This window comes from Symbiopectobacterium sp., from assembly GCF_047692315.1.
Taxonomy (GTDB): domain Bacteria; phylum Pseudomonadota; class Gammaproteobacteria; order Enterobacterales; family Enterobacteriaceae; genus Symbiopectobacterium.
This window is the reverse complement of the sequence record NZ_JBLLJS010000029.1, coordinates 38,346-60,895: the sequence shown is the minus strand read 5'-3', so window position 1 is coordinate 60,895 and position 22,550 is coordinate 38,346. Positions and strand designations below refer to the sequence as shown.

The window sequence follows — 22,550 nt, the reverse complement described above, 5'->3', positions numbered from 1 at the left end:
TACTGATGAGAGAAAATAAAAAAAAAAGATAAAACATGTAGTTATTATTGATTTACTGATCAGCATGCCACCGTCATTATTTGTCTTGATCGTCTTTCTGCTCAATGTTTCTGCGATCGTCATCTTTACGGTAGTACTCACCGTCGAAGGTGTTACCGCTACCACCAGACGGTGCAGCACCAGAGCCGCGCCAAATGTGGAGATGGGGCATCAGTTTGACCGTCAGACGCTTTTGCAACGGGGGCAACAGCAGCAGCAATCCAAGGAAGTCAGTGAAAAAACCGGGCAGCAGCAGCAAAAAACCCGCCAACACCAGCGATACGCTTTTCACCATCTCCGCCGCAGGACTCTCTCCCGCCGCGATTTTCTGCTGCATTTGAATAAAGGTTTTTACGCCTTGATTACGCACCAGCGAGACGCCGATACAGGAGGTGAATACCACCAGCAGCAGCGTCACCGCAACGCCCAGCACTTCCGCAACGCGGATAAACAGCGAAATTTCGATGTAGGCAAAAAGAAAGAGTAGGAACAGCGGTAACCAGCGCACTGGATTTTCCTGATTTATTGAATTGGTTGTTATCGAGGGAACAAACCCGAACAGCCTCCGCCGCAATGGCTGGTTGCCGTCATCTGTTGTTCATCGGGTCATCATGAAGACATATCACCTGAGATCCAACATAAACCCCTATAATTTTTATAATAAGTAGAGGCGCGGGCGAGCATTTTCAACCTATCAGCATAAAATTTCACGATGAAATAATCACCTGTGACGACTATCGCAATTTATTTACTTTATTAATTACACATCTTCATTGAGTGATCGAAACTACGCTTTTGGGATTCTATACAATATATCATCACACCAGCGGAGGCAGTTATGGTCAATCGTTCTGCGACTGTTGCCTGTGGTGATACATTTTGTGGTAACACCATCGTGATAATGACAATTGTTTGTTAGTACGCTTTTTTGTTAACACTAAAATTGTTAGCAAAACGCGTTCTCATCAAGTTGCAGGATTCAAGAGAAAGCTCTCATGTCAGACAACATCCGTATTGAAGAAGACATGTTAGGTAACCGTGAAGTTCCCGCCGATGCCTACTATGGCATTCACACCCTGCGGGCAATTGAAAATTTCTACATCAGTAACCACAAAATCAGTGATATCCCTGAGTTCGTGCGTGGCATGGTGATGGTCAAAAAGGCTGCCGCCCTGGCTAACCGCGAGTTAAAAACCATCCCTCGGCCGATTGCCGATACCATCATCCGTGCCTGTGATGATTGTGTTGAACAACGGCAAATGCATGGACCAGTTCCCGGTCGATGTGTACCAGGGGGGCGCAGGAACGTCCGTCAATATGAATACCAATGAAGTGCCGGCCAATATTGGTCTGGAGCTGATGGGCCATCAAAAAGGGGAATACCAATACCTCAACCCCAACGATCATCTTAACAAATGCCAGTCCACCAATGATGCCTATCCCACTGGCTTTCGTATTGCAGTGTACAGTGCCATCCTGAAGCTGGTAGACGCCATTACTCAATTGGCTGACGGCTTTGAGCGCAAAGCCAAAGAATTTGAAACCATCCTGAAAATGGGACGTACCCAGTTGCAGGATGCGGTGCCGATGACACTGGGCCAGGAGTTCCACGCCTTCTATGTGCTGCTTAACGAAGAGAACAAAAACCTGCTGCGCACCGGCGAATTACTGCTGGAAGTGAATCTGGGCGCGACCGCCATCGGCACGCGGTTGAATACACCGGACGGTTACCAACAATTAGCCGTTCAACGTCTGGCGGAAGTGAGCGGCCTGCCCTGCGTGCCCGCCGAGGATTTGATTGAAGCCACGTCCGACTGCGGCGCTTATGTGATGGTGCATGGCGCGCTGAAACGTCTGGCGGTGAATATGTCGAAGATCTGTAATGACCTGCGCCTGCTCTCTTCCGGTCCGCGCGCGGGCCTGAATGAAATCAACCTGCCGGAGTTGCAGGCCGGCTCTTCCATCATGCCCGCCAAGGTGAACCCGGTGGTGCCGGAGGTGGTGAATCAGGTGTGCTTCAAGGTGATTGGTAACGATACCTGCGTCACCATGGCTTCTGAAGCCGGTCAGTTGCAGCTCAACGTGATGGAGCCGGTGATCGGCCAGGCGATGTTTGAGTCAATTCATATCCTCACCAACGCCTGCTACAACCTGCTGGAAAAATGCGTTAACGGCATTACGGCCAACAAAGCGGTGTGTGAAGCCTGCGTTTTCAACTCCATCGGTATTGTCACCTACCTCAATCCGTTTATCGGCCACCACAATGACGACATTGTTGGCAAGATTTGTGCTGAAACCGGTAAGAGCGTGCGTGAAGTGGTGCTGGAGCGCGGCCTGCTGACCGAAAGCGAACTGGATGATATTTTCTCTGTGCAAAACCTGATGCACCCAGCCTATAAGGCCAAACGTTACACGGATGACAACGACGCTTCTTAAGCGTTTGCTCGGTCAACGCAGCGCGCAAGGTAATACAGCGCGCTAAAGTTACCCCTGACAGACACGTCGGCGTTTTGCGGGCGTGCCTTTTTTAATGGCCTCTGGTTTGCCCATAACCATAAGAATTTCTTATCTAACAAAAGGAACATGGTATGTTTGCCTTTGAGTTGATTATCGTTCTGTTGGCTATTTACCTCGGAGCACGATTAGGTGGGATCGGTATCGGTTTCGCTGGCGGTCTCGGTGTTCTGGTACTGACACTGGTGTTTCAAATCAAACCCGGTGCCATTCCCTTCGATGTGATTCAAATCATCATGGCGGTGATTGCCGCCATTGCTGCCATGCAGGTAGCCGGAGGAATGGATTATTTGGTGAGTCTGGCGGAGAAACTGCTACGCCGTCAGCCTAAATACGTCACCTTTTTGGCCCCTGTCGTCACCTATTTCATGACGTTGTTGTCGGGTACCGGCCACACGGCCTTTTCTACGTTGCCGGTGATTGCGGAAGTGGCTAAAGAACAGGGGATTCGTCCTTCCCGCCCGTTATCGATCGCCGTTGTGGCATCGCAAATCGCCATAACTGCCTCACCAATTTCCGCCACCGTGGTCTTCGTTGCCAGCATTCTTGAACCGAAAGGCGTCAGCTATCTGCTTCTGCTCGGAATCTGTATCCCCACGACCTTGTGCGTGGTGTTGCTTACCGCAGTGGTGACCAACTTTTTAGGTAAAGAGCTGAAAGACGACGAGATTTATCAGGCTCGGCTGGCAAACGGTAAAACCGTGCTACGCGGCGTCAGCAAACTGGAAATCAAACCCGGCGCTAAGCGTTCCGTGTTGCTGGTATTGTCGCCGTGATGCTTTACGCCACAGCCATCAGCGATACCGTTGGGCTGATTGCCAAGCCGGTGCTGCCGCGCAACGAGGCCATTGTGGTCTTTATGCTGACAGTCGCCACCCTGATATGCATCACCTGTAAGCTGGATACGGCCAAAATCCTCTCGGCCAGCACCTTCAAATCCGGCATGAGCGCTTGTATCTGCGTAATGGGCGTGGCCTGGTTAGGCGATACCTTCGTAAAAGCACACATCAGTGAAATTCAAGGCACGGCGGGAGCATTGTTGCAAAATTATCCGTGGATGCTGGCGGTAGTACTATTTTTTGCCTCTACCCTGCTCTACTCACAGGCTGCGACAGCTAAAGCGCTAATGCCCGCCGCGTTATTGCTGGGAGTAACGCCCGTGACCGCCGTAGCATCCTTTGCTGCTGTCTCGGCACTGTTCGTGTTACCGACCTATCCCACGTTGTTAGCCGCCGTGGAAATGGATAACACCGGTTCAACCCGCATCGGCAAATACGTCTTCAACCATGCGTTCCTGGTTCCAGGCGTTCTGGCTATCGCACTATCGGTCACCTTTGGGTTCATCCTGGGGAATCTGGTGCTGTAACACCTCGACAGTATTCACCACGGGCGGTGGTTCGCCGCCCGGCATCCATTCCCCTCGCCCCCCAAAGCAGGGTATAGTATCCCTCAGTCCATCTTTCAATGGGGTGACCATGCAAAATACGGCGAGTTGCACCGCCATCGTTGTTCTGTGCACCGCACCTGACGAACGCTGTGCACAACAGCTGGCGACTGACGTGCTCAATGCCGGGCTGGCAGCCTGTGTCACATTACTTCCTGGCGCATACTCTTTCTATGTCTGGGAAGGTAAGCTCGATCAGCAAAAAGAAGTCCAACTGGTGATCAAAAGCGATCTCTTGCACCAAAATGCGCTGCTGCAACGCCTGAAACAACAACACCCTTATCAAACACCGGAACTGTTGGTGGTTCCGATCTCGGATGGCGACAAAGATTACCTGACATGGCTAACCGCTTCCTTACGCTGATCCTGCTGTTAAGCACGCTGCTCAGCCCTCACATCGCAGGGGCATCTCTGTTTGCGCCTTCATCACCGGTGCAAAGCAGCCGATTCCTGACAGTGGATCGCGCATTTGCTTTCGATTTTCAGCAACAGCAAGAGACGCTGACGCTACGCTGGCAAATCCACCCCGGCTATTACCTCTATCGAGATAAAATCAATCTGGCTCCCGGCCAAGCAGTATTAGGTGACATGTCCTTACCCGCCGGCCTGCCGCACAAAGACGATTTTTTTGGCGAAGTGGCGATATTTCGCGATAGCCTCACGGTCACCGTCCCTATTACACAGGCCAATGCAGGCGCAACAGTGCGCATCACTTATCAAGGTTGTGCCGATGCGGGTTTTTGCTATCCACCTGAAACGCGGGAGATACCCTTAAGCGAGGTGACCGCAGGCCATCAGGCAACGCCCACGAATACTGCACCGCCCGCTACAGCGCCTGTAGTGCCGCTCCCATTTTCTCCGCTTTGGGCGCTATTGATTGGCATCGGTGTCGCCTTCACACCTTGCGTACTCCCAATGTATCCACTGATTTCCGGGCTGATTCTTGGCCGGAAACAACAATTGTCATCGCGCCGCACCCTGTTACTCGCCTTCACTTATGTACAAGGCATGGCACTGACTTACACGCTGCTGGGTATTGTTGTCGCAGCAGCAGGGCTGCGTTTTCAGGCGGCGTTACAGCATCCGACTGTGTTGATCAGCTTGTCACTGCTGTTTATCGCACTCGCGCTTTCGATGTTTGGCCTCTACAACCTACAGATGCCTTCAGCCATTCAAACGCGTCTGGCGCAATGGAGCAATCGACAACAAAGCGGGTCTCTCGGTGGCGTATTTTGTATGGGGGCACTCGCAGGGCTTATCTGCTCGCCCTGCACCACCGCCCCACTCAGCGCCATCCTTCTCTATATCGCACAAAGCGGTAATAGCATGGCAGGTGGCGGAACCCTTTATCTCTATGCACTCGGTATGGGGTTGCCGCTTATCGCCGTGATCGTGTTCAGCAACCGCTTTTTACCCCGCAGCGGCCCCTGGATGCAACACATCAAAACCGCCTTTGGTTTTGTCATCCTCGCCTTGCCGATTTTTCTGCTGGAACGCATCGTAGGAGATATCTGGGGAGTGCGTCTGTGGAGCCTGCTGGCACTTGCCTTTCTGGCCTGGCTACTGGTACTGAGTACACGCAGCCACTGGCGCGGCATTCGAGTGGTACAACTGCTGCTTTTTATTGCCGCACTGACAAGCGCTCGCCCCCTGCAAGAGTGGATAATGCCCTCATCGAGCAGCGAAAGTGCCGTTCATACCTCAACGCTGCCATTTACAGCGGTGCACAATCTGGAAGGGGTGAACCAATCTCTGGCGAGCAGTCAGCGTCCTGCCATGCTGGATTTATATGCCGACTGGTGTGTGGCCTGCAAAGAGTTTGAGAAATACACCTTTAGCGATGCAGGCGTAAAACAGGCTCTGGAAGGGTTTCAATTACTTCAGGCAGATGTCACCGCCAACAATGCACAGCAAAATGCATTGCTAAAAAAATTTCAGGTTATGGGGTTACCGACCATACTCTTTTTTGACAGTAATGGCCGGGAGATTCCCGACTCACGCGTCACGGGTTTCATGAATGCCGAGGCGTTCCGGGCTCATTTGCAAAAACTGGGGCAATAAGTCACTGAAGCAGTGGCTGCCCCAGTCTGAATCAAGGGGGATATCATGCAACTACAGCGGAACGAGGTGCTTGAAAACGCGCTGATTTTACTGGAACAGCAAGGTGTTGCCGCCATGACGTTAGACACTCTGGCGGAGAAACACAACATCAGTACCGAGGCCATGGCGGCCTTCTGGCCAGATCGTGAAGCACTCCTCTATGATTGTCTGCGGCACCATAGCCAGCAGGTTGATACCTGGCAGCGTCAGCTTTTACTGGATGAAACGCTCTCCGTTAAGGAAAAGCTGCTGGCGCGCTATCAGGTACTGCATGAGGCGCTGTTGAACCAACGCTATCCCGGCTGCCTGTTTATTGCCGCATGCAGTTTTTATCCCGATATCCATCATCCCATTCACCAGATTGCAGAACGCCAAAAACAGGCATCACTTCAATACACTCGCGAACTTCTGACACAGTTGGAAACGGATGATCCAGAAATGGTGGCTCAGCAAATGGAGTTGATTCTTGAAGGCTGTCTGAGCCGGTTTAATGGTAAAACACCACGCGGATGACATCGCGACTGCACGCCGTCTGGCAGAGGATGTCCTGCGTTTTGCGTTATGCCGCAAAAACGGTGTGCTAACCTGATAGCATTTATGGCAAAATGCCGAGAAATGCGTCATCCTGACTGAAAAGTCGTTAATCAATGTCATTTTGATGCTTTTCCTGCACAAACCCGTTGACGACAAGCAGCCAATACGGTTTAGTGCGCCCCGTTGCCCGGATAGCTCAGTCGGTAGAGCAGGGGATTGAAAATCCCCGTGTCCTTGGTTCGATTCCGAGTCCGGGCACCACTTCTTCTTTTTTTATGCCTCCCTATGCGTTCCTATAAGTCTCTATGCGCTTGTCATGTAAGCAGGGTGGCGTAAAAATCTTTCTCGATGCATTTCTACTTATCCGTTCGTATCCGGAAAAATGTGGGTCAGATTGAGGGTCGTTCAGTTCGACGAACGGAGTGACCCGCCCATGTTAACTGACAGCAAGATCCGCTCAGCCAAAAATCTCGCAAAATCATACAAGCTCACTGATTCATTAGGCCTTTACCTAACAGTATCTACTCATGGCTCTAAACTATGGTATTTCCGCTACACCTTCGGCGGCAAAGAGAATCGCCTCGCCTTTGGCCCTTACTCATTGATTTCATTGGCAGCAGCCCGTGAAAGCGCGACGCGGCGCGTAAGTTGCTGGCATCCGGCGTCTGCCCTTCCCTGTTTCACAAAGCAGAAAAGGCTGCGGTGGATGAATCCAGAATATCGCCACTGACTGGCATTCCAGTAGCCTTAAACTCTGGTCAGAAGCCCACGCTGATAAAATCCTTACCTGCCTGAAACGCTACGTTTTTCCCACCATTGGCGCGATGGATATCGCTCAAGTTGAAACCCGCCATCTGGCACAACTGGTTAAAGCGATTGACGATAAAGGCGTGCATGACGTCGCCGGACGGGTGCGACAACACCTTACCAAAATCATGCGTCACGCGGTGCAGCAAGGCGTGATCAAATATAATCCGGCTTACGATCTGAATGGTGTTGTGAACCCGGTTGCGGTCCAACATCACCCCGCCCTACCGCTGAAACGCCTACCAGAACTGCTGGGGAAGATTGATAACTACAAAGGATTGACGCTGACCCGTTTGGCGCTAGAACTCAATCTCCATGTTTTCCTGCGTTCCAGTGAGTTACGTCTTGCTCGCTGGGATGAATTCAACCTGAAAGCCTATATCTGGACCGTGCCCGCACAGCGCGAGGCCATCAAAGGTGTAAGATTCTCCGAGCGCGGAGCAAAAATGAAGGATGAGCATCTGGTGCCGCTGTCACATCAAACCGTCGCTCTAATGAAACAGATTAAAGCGCTTACGGGAGGTTCCATATTTGTTTTCCCCAGCGTGCGTTTCCTGACCAAACCAATGAGCGAAAACACCATCAACAAGGCGCTGCTCGTGATCGGCTATGACACAAAAACCGAAGTCTGCGGCCACGGCTTCAGGACAATGGCCTGTAGCGCCCTGAACGAATCGGGCCGCTGGTCAAAGGATGCCATTGAGCGGCAGATGAGCCACAAAGAGCGCAACGGCGTGCGGGCTGCCTATGTGCATAAAGCCGAGCATCTGGAAGCCAGAATCGAAATGATGCAGTGGTGATCGGATTATCTGGATGTAAATCGCAAGGGCTTCGTCGCGCCCTATATTTATGCACGGGGTTACACAGAGAAGAATTGATCTTGCCGCTAACGCGTTACCCCCAATGGCTTCCGACAGGCTTTCTATGGAATAGAAAGCCTGTCGGAAGCCATTTCGTTGCATCATGCCATTGCAGCACGGGCTCACATCAAAGAGCGCTTTCCCTGTCATTCCCGTTCTGTCAGTAACTTCGCGTAACGCTATGATTTAGCCGACTTGCCATGCCGTGAAGCAGCCAACTTTTTGTTGCAAGCATCCAGCACCCAGGCTGAAAAATTAGCATCAGGATCATTCGCTTTTTCCAGCGCGACGCTGGCATTGATTGCTTCGATGAGCTCATGCGGGAAACGTCGAACGCTTGTTTTTTGAGCCTGTAGGCATGCCGTTTTCCTTTTTCACTGAACGAACACTATACAAGGGAAAATATTTTTCAAACACGTTGACGTGTATGTGCACCAGAAGCGAATTCATGGTGAAAAACGAAACCCGGCAGTGCGCCAACACTCACTGGGCTTCTGACCACAACATTAAGGAGACTAATGCTATGGCTGACGCTGATAGTAACACGTGCACGCCTTATCAATCACTGGCGGAGTGCGATAGCCTGTATTCTGCCATGAGTGCCGCACTGGCTCATCTGGACTTCTCGAGCATGGACAACGATGAACTGTCGCTGGCCGCCTATTACTGTGCTGAAACGCGTGCCGGACTTTGCCATTGCCTCAATTTTATTGGTGACGCACTGATTACCTTTGCCGAGAATGAGGTGTACGAATCTACACCAGAGAGCTTGTGCCAATTAGGGCATGGGCTGACAGCTATCTGTCTGCTTATCCCTGCCCTCACCGATATGCAAGAACGCGCGCAAGCGCTGACCAGCAAGATAAATTGCTAAATGTAGCACTCCCCATCAAAGCTCTGCCGTAAGTAGCGACAGGCAGAGCTTTTTTGTTGGTGTAACTGCATAACAAAAAACTCATCACATTCGATATTGAGTTATTTATAGGCACGCCTTCCCTTTCTCGCTAGCATGCCCCAAACGACAGGTTTCAACTGGGGAAGAAAATACAGCCCTGCATACCCTCGGAGCACAACGAATTTAGGCTTGTTAATTCCTGCGCTCCGCAGGAATTAACAAGTGGCGTGAGGCGAGAAAATTCAATTTCGCAGAAATTGCTAATTTGCGTCGCCCGAACCTATCGGCGAGCGTTTCCCCCTAAGGAGAACCGAGCAGGCCGGGGGGAGCCGCAAAAATTTTGCCGCCCCAGCGAGCAAAAAGGCATTCCCCAGAATGCCGGTTTTTGTGAGTGGCTTGCCCCGCACACCGTCGCACGACGGTGTGCGGCCCTTGACCTTGGGGGTTTTGGTGCGGCGTCCAGCCGCAACATTACCCCTATGTGCCAGGGAATAAGGGCGTCCAGCCCGCATGAACTGGCGCATGCCGTTTGGGCTGGAAGTATACCTTCCGGCACATGGCCGTATTGCGGCCATCTCAACAGCGCCACGCTTTCGGCTCATCGCATAGACCCATGCCATTCGCGGAAATATGAGCCGATGCCATGAGGCGATAACGTCGAAGCAGAGAACAGTCCAGTAAAATGTGAAGGAGGATGCATGCTTATTTTCGATTACAGTAAACGCCGCACGCGTCATTGCGAAAAGATCCGGATCCTGCTCAATTTTCTGAAAGAAAACACCTACAGTGATTTTAAAACCCTGATGCTGCTTTTTGATTTTAAAAATCATAAGCCGCTTTATATGTTGCTTAAGAAAGTCGCCGCCATGGGATTAATTCAAAAACAGGTGTTTTGTATAAGAACAATGAAAGTCTCTCTGTGGGGGATCACCAATGACGGATTAGCCATTGTCGTCACGCCAGATGATGATGGTTTTCCTGCACGGTTTGAGCCCTCGAAAGTCACTGGCTGGATGCTGGAGCAGCACCTTGATAACCAACTGGCACGACTCATTCTGGAGAAAAAGGGCGCCTATGGGTGGATTAACGGCAACGGCTCAACGTTTCGCAATCGATATCAGGTTAAGCATCGCCCGGATGGAATGATAACGTTACCAGACGGAACCGTCATCGCCGTTAAAACTGAGCGCCGTCTGAAAACCAAAGCCCGTTACCAGTCGATTATCACCCACCATTTGTTGGCTCGCACTCAAAAACACTGGATTTACGTTTTCTACATCGTGCCCGACCCGCAGAGAAAGCTGGCTATTGAACTGCTGTTCAATAGCGTCAAATACACCATCGTCAGCCATCAGCATATCCCACTGGAAGCGAAGCACCGCAATGTTTTTCGGGTTTATACCTTTGAGGAGCTGAAGGGGTTGGAGTTGGGAGGTTATGCTTAATCGCCCTCCTTTTGAAATGACAATAAAGCAATTAAAACAACAAATTAATTACATTCAATGGAAGCGCTACCGCCCCCATCTATAGGGGGCATTGCTTGATGGAGCATTCCTTGGCCTACAGCGTTGAACTATTAGTTTAAGAGAGAGCACCAGCACCTAGTCTCTATTTCAATAAATAATTTATTAATCTTCAATGGGCCGTCTCCGATTGACTGCGATTATGGTCAGATACGATAAGCCACAAGCCACTGAACGTGAGCCTTGGGATGAAATGATAACCAATGGCATCTTGAAGTAATTGATGGATGCTTTTAGTAGACAAAGGAGAAGGCAGAGCTCTACCTTACAAAACGATAGTTGTTAATAGCTAATGCAGCGCTCAATGAGAATCAAGCGGGATCTCGATAGCGACTCTTTGAACTCGCATTGGATATACCATGCCGCCGATTCGTAACATATGTGGAGTCCATAACACCATGAACGCAAGTTTATCCGAGACTGTGTTACGAAAACCAAATCTCACAGAAAAAAACACCACCAAACTCGGCGTGGTCTACAAAAACTCGCCAAACACCTATAGAAAAAATGATAAGCGACATATTAAAATTAGGCATGAGCGAAAATTCACTAAAAAAACCAAAACACAGAAAACAAACGAGAACAGATTGACTTGATCCACAATCTGATCGATCGTAGAATGAAATAAACCGAAATAACAACAGAGCTTGAAATGGCCTTCGTATCATTATCAAATCTCGCAGCAAAGACTGGACGTATCGCTCAAAGCAATAACGTAACTGTCACGCAAAGCAAGGGAGCTACTGGAGCTGTAGAGCTTGGCTTCCGCATCAGCCGCTCAGTAATGGATGAGACTGGCATCAACATTAGTGATCGTGTAGATATCCTTTACGACGGCGAGTCTTCTATGTGGATGATTAAGAAAATCCCGGAAGGGGGGGTGCGGTGGCAGGACAAAAAAATAAGGCAGGAGAGTTCTCTTCCTGTGCCATACGCCTGACGCTTCGACCGGGCTTTCCGCGTCTGTCGGCAGATGACGATGCATCAGTAAAACAGCTTTCACAAGATTCAGACACCCAGATGGAGAAAGGGCAGATTATCTTCAGGCTGGGTGATGAGTAGGAAGACGGTGAAAGGAGACGCGGAGATCAGAGCCAGTCGCCAAACTTTGTATCTGAACTCCGCCTTCATCGACCATCGCTGTGACATCAAAGTACAGGAGGCTGTCCATAATATTATGCGCATAAGCATACCCGTGGCCAGAACTTTAAGTTTAATAAATCTTAAATCCGGTACTATGGTGACATATCGTGTGGTTTTCCTGAACGTCTTATTGTTGTTAAACAGTAAGTTAGAAGGAGGCCACTATGGCCATGCTTGATATCCATCCCTCCGTTGCCCGTAAAGCCTTGGGCAGCATCTTTACTTCACTTCACAGCCTACGATGCTAGCGAAAATTAATGAAATGCGGGACTCCCTTGCAGTTATTTTTTACGCGCTGGTGAAAAATGAGAAACTGACGACGGCAGGAAATAATGTTGAAGCCGACCACGAAGTATTACGTTTATCTGCTGCTGTTGAAGACCTTGAAAAGAAATTCCTGATTCCTATACAGCACCATAACGTTAGCACTTCATCTGTTATTGCGGGCGGCAAGAAAACCAAGCAGATGTATTACATGATGGATGAGGGCGTAATTAGAGCGCTTCAGACAGAGCCTGACACAGTGTTCCGTAAACAGGAAAAGGAACTTGCGGTCAGTGAATGGCAAAGGAAGAGCAAACAAACGAAGAAGTTAATCAATGAGCAATGGAGGGCTCACCGGAGCTTTGATCATGCTAACCAGAAGCGGATACGAAGACAAATCACTCAGCGCCGAGGAATTAGCAGAATTAGAAGTGAAATTCCGTTGCATCCTAGATGAGTTGGACGCCGCATCATAATCAGTACGTAATACATCAATTCGTAATTTCTTAGGGATTAGGGATTTTCTTATTACTTAGTAAGTTCGTCGCGTAGCGCAATTCTAGTGTTAATCGGCGCCAGTATGCGAAAAACCAATTGATAAAATCCCAACCTGTTTAGCTACTAACGTCGGAGAAGCTAGCGCAACCAAGCTTATACTGGAATCCAATTAAGCATCAAACGCTCTCCACCAAATCCCCCAACGTCACCATCAGCATCATCGGATCTATTGGTGAAGGCTCAAACCCCACCCGCAGGTAAAACTCCCTAGCCTCATCAGACAATGCATGAACTAACATCCCTCTGATACCGATCGTTTCTGCAACCTGAATCACCCGCAACCCAGCATCACGCACCAGCGCCCGACCAACATCCTGACCATGCAATGATGTATCTACTGCTAACCAGCCCAGCACCACGACCGGGATCGGATCGGGCATATTGCGGCGAAAACGTCCGGGGGCTGAGTATGTTGCCACGGCACTAGAAGCCAGTGAGTAATACGCCAGCACTTTCGAGCCATCGCAGCAAACGAAAGTTCGTGATGCGCCCGTTATCTGATTTTTCATCGCCCGCTGTTTCAGCCAGTTGTCCATAGACTCCACGCCGCAGCTGAAAGAGGAAAGTTCATGCTCGGCATGGAGTGGCTCCGGGGCGGAAATCATTTTTTCTGCTCCCACGGCGCAGGTGTTTGCATGGTTTTGCGCAGTGCAGCATTCTGCGAGGGAGCCTGATCCAAGCGGGTGAGGAATTCCCGATAAGCTTCAGGATCCGCCATAATGATGCGCTGATCGATCAATGCCTCCTCTGCAGCGGCACGCGCAGCTTCAAGGACAAAATCAGTACGATTTTTTCCTCTGGCCTTAGCAGCTCGATCAATAAGATCGCGTTCCGCGGGCTTGATGCGCAAATTCAATGTTTCGCGTTTAACAGAAACGCTGTGAGTCGCTGGCATAATGTCATCCTCCGGCCTGCCATCTGGATAGTAATTATACAGCATGCGTAACGCAGATGTCATTATGTTTTATTGAGGCATAGAGAATCGAACCAAAAGAACGAGCCGGACACCTGACCATGCAGTTGATACCCACTTCTGATCTGCAAGCCCAAAAACAGGGTCAACCCACGGGTCTTGACAACCAACACGGTTAAAATTTATGCTGCATTTCAACTTACATAGAAAGCTGAATGTTCCCGAGTCCGGGCACCACTTATTTAGAAAACCCAGCCATAGGCTGGGTTTTTGCTTTTCTGGGACTGAGTTCACCTTTGAACTCTCCGTGCTTAGTCGCTTCTATGTACCCTTTTTGTGCTCCGCTCGACGCCCCCCTTACCTACCAGGGTTTCACTAAGCCACCATATCCAATTGTTTATCATCAAAAACATTCCATCATTACGTTCAAAATCGCCAAAAACGAGTAGATTCATGCCATACGGTTATTACAAAAAACAAAAAATTAAAATATACAAAAACACAATCGGTACTTGAAAAGTAAACGTCTGCTCTACCGATTACAGTATGTTTTCGATTCAAATCACTTATTCAATCGGTAGAGGTACTGCATGTTGATTGCAGAGATAAAATCTAACCTATTAGACCAAGTCAACAATGACGTTTGTGAAGAAATGAGAGAGAGCAAACACGTTCCCAACTGCGCATTCTGATATATCTCATGTTCGCAACTCCATCCTTGATCTTCGTCGTATTAATAAATTAAAATAATCTTATAAAACAATACTTTACAATGCAGATAAAGAAGTGAGTGTAGATATAAAATTAGTCCCGTTGATAACAACTGATACATCGACCATAAATGCAAAAGATTATGTTTATCTGGGTAGTGGAGAAGCATCATTTGTGATGGATATGGTCGCTACATTGGACAAACTCCTCTTCATCGAGGGCAAACGTAGAGGGCTCGTCTTAGGTATGTATCATAAATACGTTAAGAAAAGAAAATACTGCTGTTACAGTGCTCACGATATAACTAACAGTAGTGACTACTTATTTGATACGTTGCATATAAATGAAAGTGGGAAATTGATAGGAAGGATAAAAGGCACAACTAAAGAATATGCTATAAATATAGACAAAAACAGTAAAACCTATTCTTCAGTAGAATCAATTGAAAACATCAGGCTACGGATGAATCAATAGAGGAAGAGATGAAATTTGAAAGAAAAGATGGAGTTACATTAACGTTTAGCTTTAAAGATGACAAATTAAAGTTATCCGAATTTAAAGATAAAGACAACAGCATTAATAATCTTGAACATGATTGCTTTGTAAAAATAAAACCTCTCAATAATTACAATATTCTTTCAGTAAAAAAACAAGAAATGTGCTTCAACTTGAAACAATTCATAATGAAAAAAACGGATAGTCTATCTAGACCCGCATAAAATAGAATTAACAAAATAAGCACAAAGTGTTTATCGCACAAACCACCACAGAGCGTTTACTCAGCGTTAGGGGCAGATCTATACGAACATTATGAATCTGGTCAACCCTTTAGTTCAACTCGCCGTGGTAATTTCAGCAGTAAATGGATTCCCTTGTTTGGCGATATCATAGATAATTTTCGAATAAACGTCCAAAAATCAAAAAAATATCGATACGAAAATAAACATAAAGAGTTTGTTCTCGCAATGGTAAATTCCCTCGATCCAGGAATACGCGCGATAATATCAACGATAAAAAATGTTTCATCCAGTTGCAAGTTATCCGAAAATACAAAAAAATATCTGACAAAATCATTAACATGAATGATAACTATACTGCACTTATTGAAAACCTTCCCGATACTGTTATCAATAAAAGGGATCCCTCCATTGCCATACCAGATATATTGAATAGCCTGAAAAACGGAGATCGACTTTCTCTCATTAAGTCTAACGATATCTCTGCATTTTGTGGTATCGCCAGAGGTGGGGCGCCATTTGTTCCAGGTTTTTTTGTTGGTGGTGTTGCTGCAATATCTAAAAAGTCTAGTATTAGTTTTAATAAAATGGATGACAATGAAGTTTCCTGTTCGTTTGATGAAAAATTAACCAAACTGTTTGCTTTTTTAGCGGGTACCGGTCAATGGTTGGAAAAAACATTATTAAAAACTTCCACCATTGATTATTTGACACTATTGCCTATTGAATCAAATCTAATTTATGTATTCCAAATAGACAAAAGTAAAAATGCAACATTGCATATCAATAAAGAGGAGTTGTCAGACTTTATAGTAAAACGAAGGCAAAAAAGAGAGTTAACTAATTTTCTTGAAGATAAAAAACAATATATCTGTGAATAAAAAAATGAATTCACTAACAGATTAGCCATTGAAGCAAGAGTGCTTGAGCTTAGAGCACAAATGGGAACGGTTTACGAACCAGGAAACTATGTTGTAGCACCGAGAAATACCACTGGATTCATGTTATCCATAAAGAAAACGAGAGAAAGTCATACTTCTCCTGACGAAAATGAACAAATCAGTAAAAGAGTAGAGTTGCAGGCATTTTCCCCACATGCCAGGATCGTTGCAGAAAATAAAATAATGCCAATAGTTTCGACAAACATCAATAACAATGATTTTTACTTTCCGCTTCCCATTATTGATGGAATCAGTGAGTAAAAATATTGTCAACAGGCAAGCATACCTAAACAAATCCTTTGAGGATGGCAATGGTAAAAATATTTTTCAGAAAACTGAAAAAACGATATCTGATGTGATTGAATCACTTAATGAAACAGACATGGAGATAGAGAAGACTCATGACATTCGGTGCTTAACCAATCTTGAGATGATATGTAAAAAAATAATCTTGGAAGGCATTATATTTGAATACAGCAAGGAAAATACAAAATATCCTTATAGGATAGTTTCTGATTTAAAATTGCTAATATAGTATTTTCGACAATATATTTAACAGACTGATTGTTAACCATATATACGAAATCATTATGCAAAACACACACAACGTAAATGTGACAAAATGATGAATAAAATGTTTATTTTTCATGTAAGTTCTATTAAGATTTTTATCTACTTTCTAAATCTGAGGTTTTATTAAATTAATAACATGTTTGATGAACTACATTAATTAACTCTTAGGATAAATAATTTGTAAAACCTGAGGTTGATTATGACAACGTTATTGCATTCGCCGCTCAATGTAGAAAACGCAATCATTGCTAAGCGGGCGATAAACCCTGCTGAATTTTTTTCAGCCAAATCCAATGTATTAATTAAGAATATTTCTTTTGTTCATCACTCGGCAAAAAACATCATCACTAACAAAAAAACCACGATCGGCATCAGTGGTTACCTGACATAATTGATATGGATGTCACATTGATACCAAGCTCAATGAATGGGCCCAATGCAAAGAATTATATTTTTCTAGGAAGCTGCCGTATGCCGCTTATTTGCGATATTGGAGTAACCTTGAATCAAGAAGGAGAGCTCATATTAATCCAAGGCCATTGCCGTAATTTATTCTTCGGTTTATATAAAAAAACAGTAAAAACAATTATAAATATTATACTATGAGTCAAAGTAACGACAAAAAAAACATCGCATTTGATTCATTACACATCAATGCATTAGGTGAACTTACAGCAAAGGTCATGGGTGAAAACATTTACTACACGATTACTTTTAATAAAAATACCGAGATCAACACAGTTGAAGGAACGGCAAAAAAAATCAACGTCACTTATAGAAAACAATCTGAACCATTATCGACGGCGCTTTCACTGCAAACAGAGGATGGGAATACCATTCATTATCATTTAAAAAATAATGAATTATATTTGCGTGCTTACTCAATTGGCAATAAAATATATGATTACAGCCTCATGGGATATAAATTAAACACATCGATCAGTAAAAAATATCTAATAACTTCAGTGAAAGGTTGTAGAAACACATTACAAATAGAAGCACTAAAAGGATATAAAATTAGAATATTTTATCTTGATCCTAATGATATAGCTATGTCGCAGCTTCGTGCGAAAAGAATAAGCCATAAACCGCCTCAAAGTCTATACTCATTCCTGGGAGGGGATATACATGAGAAATACTATAGTGGGCAGCCATTTTCCTCAAGCAGGCTGGGGAATTTTGGCACTTCACTAACACCTTTTTTTCTCAAATCATCGATTCAATACGCTCATCCACTAATAAAAACAAAACAGAAGAAAGTAAAAAGCAAAAGTTCATCCGAGGAATAAAATGTGCAGATCCCGGCATAAATTCAGCCATATCGGTCACTAAAGACCTGTTAAAAAAAGCAGGAAAAAATGCATCAGATGAAGTATTAGCTAAAGGTCTCATTAAAGATCTAGCAAATGACCTTACGCCGTTAGTCAGTAAACTGCCAGCGATGATCAATAAAGAGAAAACATGTTCAAAGAAAATATCGAATTTGTTACAGAACCTTGCCGAAAAAGACGCTATCCTATTGAGTAAAGAGAGTGAATTCTCTCTTTTTTTTAGCGTATTGCAAAGTGGGATACCTTTTCATCCTGGATGGTTCGCCGGAGCGATGTTATCAATAACCAAAACACATTGTTTGACATTAACCAAGTCAGAGACTGGTAACATAAAACTTGCATTTACCCGTAAGAAAAAAACATCCAGTTCTCTACTGTTAGGAACGGGACAAGGCTTAGAGTCAAAGCTACTCTATCGGGGCAGCGTGGATTTCTTATCTATTATGCCTTTCGAAGAAAATATCATTTTATCAATATATAAAATAAAGAGTTAAATTTCTCATTCGAGCTGACTCCATCCCAAATTGAATCATTTATCGATCAATCAGAATCACCTTATTGCCAATACATCAATTTTAAAACGGCACATATAAGACATGTTAACGAATACGGTACATCACTTTCCCTAGATATGAAAATTAATGAGCTGCGTGCTATGTTTGGAATAAATACCACTGAAAATATGCGTCTTCAATTTCCTAGAATTGCCTGTGGTGCCGGAACCAATGCCACAGTATTTTCGTTCAACAATAAAACAGTAACGAAGTCTTCAGAATTAGCACCTCAACCAACGATTGAGAAACAAAAAGTATTAAGGTTATTATCTGGCTCAGGCAGTTTTTATGCCGGAGAAAAGTATATTCTCTCCCCCTATTCTATCAATGATGATGGCCAATTCTGTTATCGCCTTGCTCTTATTGAAGGCGGTGATAGCTCGAAGAGAAAAACCAAAAGCGCTTTCAAACATACATATCCCAAAAACAAAATTTCGGGCAAAAAAGAGCCAATACAGCAACGAAATAACCATAGACTGATAGAAAAGATCGACAAAATGTTAGCAACTATCCGTGAAGAAGAAGAGATCATTCTTCCCATGCATAAGATTACACATTTAAAAGTGATTCGAAATTTACACAAGCAGGTTAATTTATTACAAGGGAATTTACTGGAAAAAATACCATCCACTTATCAAAGGAATAATAAAATTAAACATGTTTTTGACAATAGTGAGTATCCACAAACATCCTCTGATTCAATGAAAGAAATGACCACCAGAGCATCCAATAAAAACCGAAACAGTTTAAATAAAAAATTACGTCACGATCTTGTCGCAAGATACACCATCACGAGCAGTGACCAAAAAAATATTGGAATTAAAACAAGAATTAGACACACTCGAGAGTAACAAGGTTGCGCAGAATCACACTCAAGAAAAGAAAAGGCTGAAAGATCTACAACATCGAATAGCAAAATTTAAAAATAATGTTATATATCAATTAAATAACTTTGACCTCTACAGTATCGGAGAAATAACACAGACTAAATCATCACTGACCAATGTGCTGCTGAATTTCCGACAGACCAAGGCACTTACGTTCAAGAAGTATCTGGGACATGTCTCAGTTGAATATGCCGATACGCTAACCCCGACGAAGATATCTGGCAGCTATAACTTCTTATGAGTGCATGCCTGAATATCGCCTTCCTAATCAGACAATGTCCGGTGATTCAAGACAGAGAAAGGTTGTGACTTTATCAGCCATCATCCGATACGCGCCTCTAAAGCGCCGACCGGCAGGGAACTCCAGATTTAGCGTGGTTTGCAATTGCAGTTCGAAAACCTGTTGAGCCTGATTGAGCACGGTGATTTGCGCGTCCAGAAAATCAAAGTAATGTTGTACCATAGGATAGATAGCTTTAAACAGGCTCTCCTTGGCAGAGAAGCTCAGCGTCAGCGCCTGGCAAAACGGCATATCAAGCCTTTGCAGCCATTGAAGTTCCTCTTCATCAATAATACCGGGCCACAGTGAAGCGGCCCGGTCATCGCTCATCAATGTTTCCACATCCACGCCAACACCACGGTACATATCACTGTGACGATGGATGGCACACAGCACGCTATCTTTATTGTGGCTCAAAGAACCACAGAGATTTTCAGGCCACACCGGAGAGCGATCCTCACCGCTCAGCAACGTAAATTGGTTTATACCAAGTTTTTCCAGCACGTGACGCGCCAGATAGCGCCCGGCAAGAAATTCAGCGCTCCGTTTCAGCACCGAGCGCGCCAACTCCGCAGACAAGGGAACATTAATGCGGTGGTAAAGCGTATCGTGGTAAGCCTCTGGGTTAAAACGGCAATAGGCGCAGAACCCAGGATACACAGCTTCACCGTTAGGCAAAGGCAGCGTCATCCATTCAATATTGCCGATAAACGCCGAGATGGTCATTAACGTACACTCTCCCCTGATGCGGGTCAGGCCTTAAAGCGCCAAAAAGAAACCAGCAATCGTCGCACTCATCAGGTTTGAAAGCGTTCCCGCAGCAACGGCTTTCAACCCAAAACGCGCAATATCCTGACGACGATTTGGTGCCATACTGCCGAGCCCACCAATCAAAATCGCAATCGATGACAGATTGGCAAAGCCGCACAGCGCAAAAGATATAATCGCTTTTGATTGATCCGAAAGCACCCGTAACCCGAGCGCCGCCACGGCATCATCCGTTTTGAGGTGCTGACTAAAATTCAAATAGGCGACGAATTCATTAAGAATCAGTTTCTGGCCGATAAAAGCGCCCGCCACGGTCGACTCCTGCCATGGTATCCCGATCAGAAATGCTACGGGTGCAAACAGCCAGCCCAGAATCAGCTCCATAGAGAGCTGTGGATAGTTAAACTATCCACCAATGCCACCGTTGAGTAATGCAATCAGCGCCACAAAAGCCAGCAGCATCGCCCCTACGTTAAGCGCCAATTGCAGCCCGGAAGCTGCCCCACTGGCCGCCGCGTCAATCACGTTGGCCGGTTTGTCATCTGCGCTCACGAAACCTGACAGGGTTTCATGAGCGTGTGTTTTTTCCGTCTCTGGCACGATCAGTTTGGCAAACAGCAAGCCACCGGGTGTAGCCATAAAGGAGGCGGCAATCAGATATTCCAGCGGCACGCCCATCTGTGCATAGCCCGCCATCACCGCCCCAGCAATGGATGCCAACCCGCCGCACATGACCGCAAACAACTCCGAGCGCGTCATTGAGGCAATGTAAGGGCGAACCACCAACGGTGCTTCCGTCTGGCCGACAAAGATATTCGCCGTCGCCGAGAACGATTCGGTACGTGACGTTTTTAGCAGCTTTTGCAGGGCTCCGCCTAGCCGGCGAATAACCCATTGCATCACCCCGATGTAATACAGCACAGCAATCAACGAGGAGAAAAAGACAATAATCGGCAGCACCCGCAACGCAAACACAAAACCACCACCGCCAAACAGCTCAAACATCTTATCGGAGGCCAGGCCGCCAAAGATAAATGAAACGCCTTCATTGCCGTAACCAATAATCAGGGCAGCCCCTTCGGTCATCCCCGCCAACACCTTGCGGCCAAGGGGCACATAGAGCACCAGCGCACCAATGCCGATCTGGAGTAGAAATGCGCCCAACACGGTGCGCAGGCGAATGGCCTTGCGATTACTGGAAAGTAAAATGGCGACCAGCACCAACACAGCCATGCCAATAAGACTCATAATGAGTTGCATAAGAAGTTCCCTTTTATGCGTTGTTGAAAATCAAGGATAGACTATTCATCTCAGGCTGGACCGCCCGAAAAACGTCAAAGGCGGATTATAAAGTGGTCACACGCTGAATACGCATCTTTTGTCACACTTGAACACGTTTTGACATGATCGACGCCTCACCACTGAGATTTTCATCACGTTCTTTTCCCATATCCTGTGCACATCAACACAGCCACCTATTGGTTACTTCATCGTTTTTTCTTATGTTATTTAGAAACAGTAGTGTGTTAATAATATTGTTTTAGGCAAGGCCACAACGCTTACTTTCAATATTATTAATGATAATGGGTGGATTTAATTAAACGATATAAGGTAAAATACAAAATTTTATGCTGCGCTGTGAATCCAAGGTGACCCGATGAAAACCAAACCGTCCTCCCCGGCCAGCGTGGAAGAAAAAGCCGCCGATCTCGATAAGTTCGATTACGCCATCCTGCAACTGTTGCAAAAAGATGCCTCGCTCTCAAACGTAGCGTTGGCCGAGAAAGTCAACCTTAGCCCTCCGGCCTGCTTACGCCGGGTAGAGCGCCTGAAACAGGCCGGATTGATAAAAAGCGTGGTGGCATTACTGAACCCAGAGGCGCTCAATGCGGGCATGGTGGTGATCATCGGCGTGGTATTGGATCGCTCAATGCCCCAGTCGTTTGCCGATTTCGAACTGGCAACACAAAACATCAATGGATGCATGGAATGCCATGTGGTGACAGGCGAGTTTGATTACATGTTGATGATTCGCACCAAAGACAATCAAAGTTTTAATAAGTTACATGCTGAGCAATTGTTATTCCTGCCTGGAGTGCGGCAGATACGTTCCTTTATGGGATTGCGTCAGGTTCTCTCAACCACGCAGTTACCCTTTTGATAATGCTGGCCCA

The 22,550-nt window shown here is 46.1% G+C and carries 18 protein-coding genes, 1 tRNA gene and 6 pseudogenes; 19 read left to right on the top strand and 6 right to left on the bottom strand.

Annotated features, from left to right (window positions below; all coding sequences use genetic code 11):
• Nucleotides 1–76: 76 nt before the first annotated feature.
• On the bottom strand, nt 77–547 hold the full coding sequence (locus tag ACMZI0_RS18415) for an FxsA family protein (protein ID WP_415674047.1): 471 nt from the start codon (nt 545–547) through the stop codon (nt 77–79).
• A 487-nt stretch (nt 548–1,034) separates the two neighbouring features.
• On the opposite strand from ACMZI0_RS18415, the pseudogene aspA reads away from it, so the two are divergent.
• The 7 genes and pseudogenes from aspA (at nt 1,035) to ACMZI0_RS18380 (ending at nt 8,316) form a co-directional block, all read left to right on the top strand.
• Nucleotides 1,035–2,475, top strand: a pseudogene (gene aspA, locus ACMZI0_RS18410) (aspartate ammonia-lyase).
• A gap of 152 nt (nt 2,476–2,627) precedes the next feature.
• Nucleotides 2,628–3,919: pseudogene (locus ACMZI0_RS18405) on the top strand (anaerobic C4-dicarboxylate transporter).
• A gap of 109 nt (nt 3,920–4,028) precedes the next feature.
• The gene (gene cutA / locus ACMZI0_RS18400; RefSeq protein ID WP_415674046.1) at nt 4,029–4,361 is read left to right on the top strand and encodes a divalent cation tolerance protein CutA; all 333 of its coding nucleotides are present in this window, start codon (nt 4,029–4,031) and stop codon (nt 4,359–4,361) included.
• Nucleotides 4,337–6,058, top strand: a complete 1,722-nt coding sequence (locus ACMZI0_RS18395) for a protein-disulfide reductase DsbD (protein ID WP_415674045.1) — start codon at nt 4,337–4,339, stop codon at nt 6,056–6,058. The genes cutA and ACMZI0_RS18395 overlap by 25 nt, the downstream gene beginning before the upstream one ends.
• Nucleotides 6,059–6,103: 45 nt before the next feature.
• Nucleotides 6,104–6,686 (top strand): annotated as a pseudogene (locus ACMZI0_RS18390) (transcriptional regulator).
• 130 nt (nt 6,687–6,816) lie between these two features.
• Nucleotides 6,817–6,892, top strand: a tRNA-Phe gene (locus tag ACMZI0_RS18385).
• Between the two features lie 172 nt (nt 6,893–7,064).
• A pseudogene (locus ACMZI0_RS18380) lies at nt 7,065–8,316 on the top strand (tyrosine-type recombinase/integrase).
• A gap of 161 nt (nt 8,317–8,477) precedes the next feature.
• On the opposite strand, the pseudogene ACMZI0_RS18375 reads toward ACMZI0_RS18380, so the two are convergent.
• Nucleotides 8,478–8,658: pseudogene (locus ACMZI0_RS18375) on the bottom strand (YlcI/YnfO family protein).
• Nucleotides 8,659–8,821: 163 nt separating this feature from the next.
• On the opposite strand from ACMZI0_RS18375, the gene ACMZI0_RS18370 reads away from it, so the two are divergent.
• From ACMZI0_RS18370 to ACMZI0_RS18355, 4 genes are all read left to right on the top strand, one after another.
• Nucleotides 8,822–9,172 (top strand): hypothetical protein, encoded by a 351-nt coding sequence (locus ACMZI0_RS18370; protein ID WP_415674044.1) that lies wholly within the window; start codon nt 8,822–8,824, stop codon nt 9,170–9,172.
• 719 nt (nt 9,173–9,891) lie between these two features.
• On the top strand, nt 9,892–10,638 hold the full coding sequence (mobC, locus tag ACMZI0_RS18365) for a MobC family replication-relaxation protein (RefSeq protein ID WP_415674043.1): 747 nt from the start codon (nt 9,892–9,894) through the stop codon (nt 10,636–10,638).
• Nucleotides 10,639–11,368: 730 nt separating this feature from the next.
• Entirely contained in the window at nt 11,369–11,656 is a 288-nt protein-coding gene (locus tag ACMZI0_RS18360) for a hypothetical protein (protein WP_415674042.1), read from the top strand.
• A 444-nt stretch (nt 11,657–12,100) separates the two neighbouring features.
• Nucleotides 12,101–12,580 (top strand): hypothetical protein, encoded by a 480-nt coding sequence (locus ACMZI0_RS18355; protein WP_415674041.1) that lies wholly within the window; start codon nt 12,101–12,103, stop codon nt 12,578–12,580.
• A gap of 217 nt (nt 12,581–12,797) precedes the next feature.
• On the opposite strand, the gene ACMZI0_RS18350 is transcribed toward ACMZI0_RS18355, so the two are convergent.
• Together ACMZI0_RS18350 and ACMZI0_RS18345 are read right to left on the bottom strand one after the other, a co-directional pair.
• Nucleotides 12,798–13,286 (bottom strand): GNAT family N-acetyltransferase, encoded by a 489-nt coding sequence (locus ACMZI0_RS18350; RefSeq protein WP_415674040.1) that lies wholly within the window; start codon nt 13,284–13,286, stop codon nt 12,798–12,800.
• Nucleotides 13,283–13,576 carry a DUF1778 domain-containing protein gene (locus ACMZI0_RS18345; RefSeq protein ID WP_415674039.1) on the bottom strand — a complete coding sequence of 98 codons (294 nt, stop codon included), beginning with the start codon at nt 13,574–13,576 and terminating at the stop codon, nt 13,283–13,285. The genes ACMZI0_RS18350 and ACMZI0_RS18345 overlap by 4 nt, the downstream gene beginning before the upstream one ends.
• Nucleotides 13,577–15,383: 1,807 nt before the next feature.
• Between ACMZI0_RS18345 and ACMZI0_RS18340 the strand changes: the two genes are divergently transcribed.
• The 7 genes from ACMZI0_RS18340 to ACMZI0_RS18310 all read left to right on the top strand — a co-directional run bounded on the left by ACMZI0_RS18340 (nt 15,384) and on the right by ACMZI0_RS18310 (nt 19,292).
• Nucleotides 15,384–15,923, top strand: coding sequence for a hypothetical protein (locus ACMZI0_RS18340; protein WP_415674038.1), 540 nt, complete (start codon nt 15,384–15,386; stop codon nt 15,921–15,923).
• Between the two features lie 39 nt (nt 15,924–15,962).
• On the top strand, nt 15,963–16,244 hold the full coding sequence (locus ACMZI0_RS18335) for a hypothetical protein (RefSeq protein ID WP_415674037.1): 282 nt from the start codon (nt 15,963–15,965) through the stop codon (nt 16,242–16,244).
• Nucleotides 16,237–16,518, top strand: coding sequence for a hypothetical protein (locus ACMZI0_RS18330; protein ID WP_415674036.1), 282 nt, complete (start codon nt 16,237–16,239; stop codon nt 16,516–16,518). The genes ACMZI0_RS18335 and ACMZI0_RS18330 overlap by 8 nt, the downstream gene beginning before the upstream one ends.
• A gap of 237 nt (nt 16,519–16,755) precedes the next feature.
• Nucleotides 16,756–16,947, top strand: a complete 192-nt coding sequence (locus ACMZI0_RS18325; protein WP_415674035.1) for a hypothetical protein — start codon at nt 16,756–16,758, stop codon at nt 16,945–16,947.
• 211 nt (nt 16,948–17,158) lie between these two features.
• Nucleotides 17,159–17,845, top strand: a complete 687-nt coding sequence (locus tag ACMZI0_RS18320) for a hypothetical protein (RefSeq protein ID WP_415674034.1) — start codon at nt 17,159–17,161, stop codon at nt 17,843–17,845.
• A gap of 152 nt (nt 17,846–17,997) precedes the next feature.
• Nucleotides 17,998–18,381, top strand: coding sequence for a hypothetical protein (locus tag ACMZI0_RS18315; RefSeq protein WP_415674033.1), 384 nt, complete (start codon nt 17,998–18,000; stop codon nt 18,379–18,381).
• Nucleotides 18,382–18,518: 137 nt separating this feature from the next.
• Complete coding sequence (locus tag ACMZI0_RS18310) at nt 18,519–19,292, top strand: hypothetical protein (protein ID WP_415674032.1); 774 nt, start codon at nt 18,519–18,521, stop codon at nt 19,290–19,292.
• A gap of 304 nt (nt 19,293–19,596) precedes the next feature.
• Here the strand turns inward: ACMZI0_RS18310 and ACMZI0_RS18305 are convergent, their stop codons facing one another.
• Both ACMZI0_RS18305 and ACMZI0_RS18300 read right to left on the bottom strand, forming a co-directional pair.
• Entirely contained in the window at nt 19,597–20,334 is a 738-nt protein-coding gene (locus ACMZI0_RS18305; protein ID WP_415674031.1) for a 4'-phosphopantetheinyl transferase family protein, read from the bottom strand.
• A gap of 33 nt (nt 20,335–20,367) precedes the next feature.
• Nucleotides 20,368–21,636, bottom strand: a pseudogene (locus ACMZI0_RS18300) (NupC/NupG family nucleoside CNT transporter).
• A 397-nt stretch (nt 21,637–22,033) separates the two neighbouring features.
• Between ACMZI0_RS18300 and ACMZI0_RS18295 the strand changes: the two are divergent.
• A complete protein-coding gene (locus ACMZI0_RS18295) occupies nt 22,034–22,537 on the top strand; it encodes an Lrp/AsnC family transcriptional regulator (protein ID WP_415674030.1) in 504 nt (167 codons plus the stop codon).
• Nucleotides 22,538–22,550: the final 13 nt, after the last annotated feature.

Excerpts from the sequence above, each read along its gene's own strand:
- cutA (WP_415674046.1), top strand. The coding sequence starts at position 4,029 with ATGCAAAATACGGCGAGTTGCACCGCCATCGTTGTTCTGTGCACCGCA.
- ACMZI0_RS18395 (WP_415674045.1), top strand. The coding sequence starts at position 4,337 with ATGGCTAACCGCTTCCTTACGCTGATCCTGCTGTTAAGCACGCTGCTC.
- ACMZI0_RS18370 (WP_415674044.1), top strand. The coding sequence starts at position 8,822 with ATGGCTGACGCTGATAGTAACACGTGCACGCCTTATCAATCACTGGCG.
- mobC (WP_415674043.1), top strand. The coding sequence starts at position 9,892 with ATGCTTATTTTCGATTACAGTAAACGCCGCACGCGTCATTGCGAAAAG.
- ACMZI0_RS18360 (WP_415674042.1), top strand. The coding sequence starts at position 11,369 with ATGGCCTTCGTATCATTATCAAATCTCGCAGCAAAGACTGGACGTATC.
- ACMZI0_RS18355 (WP_415674041.1), top strand. The coding sequence starts at position 12,101 with ATGCTAGCGAAAATTAATGAAATGCGGGACTCCCTTGCAGTTATTTTT.
- ACMZI0_RS18350 (WP_415674040.1), bottom strand. The coding sequence starts at position 13,286 with ATGATTTCCGCCCCGGAGCCACTCCATGCCGAGCATGAACTTTCCTCT.
- ACMZI0_RS18345 (WP_415674039.1), bottom strand. The coding sequence starts at position 13,576 with ATGCCAGCGACTCACAGCGTTTCTGTTAAACGCGAAACATTGAATTTG.
- ACMZI0_RS18340 (WP_415674038.1), top strand. The coding sequence starts at position 15,384 with ATGAATGATAACTATACTGCACTTATTGAAAACCTTCCCGATACTGTT.
- ACMZI0_RS18325 (WP_415674035.1), top strand. The coding sequence starts at position 16,756 with ATGACAACGTTATTGCATTCGCCGCTCAATGTAGAAAACGCAATCATT.
- ACMZI0_RS18320 (WP_415674034.1), top strand. The coding sequence starts at position 17,159 with ATGAGTCAAAGTAACGACAAAAAAAACATCGCATTTGATTCATTACAC.
- ACMZI0_RS18315 (WP_415674033.1), top strand. The coding sequence starts at position 17,998 with ATGATCAATAAAGAGAAAACATGTTCAAAGAAAATATCGAATTTGTTA.
- ACMZI0_RS18310 (WP_415674032.1), top strand. The coding sequence starts at position 18,519 with ATGAAAATTAATGAGCTGCGTGCTATGTTTGGAATAAATACCACTGAA.
- ACMZI0_RS18305 (WP_415674031.1), bottom strand. The coding sequence starts at position 20,334 with ATGACCATCTCGGCGTTTATCGGCAATATTGAATGGATGACGCTGCCT.
- ACMZI0_RS18295 (WP_415674030.1), top strand. The coding sequence starts at position 22,034 with ATGAAAACCAAACCGTCCTCCCCGGCCAGCGTGGAAGAAAAAGCCGCC.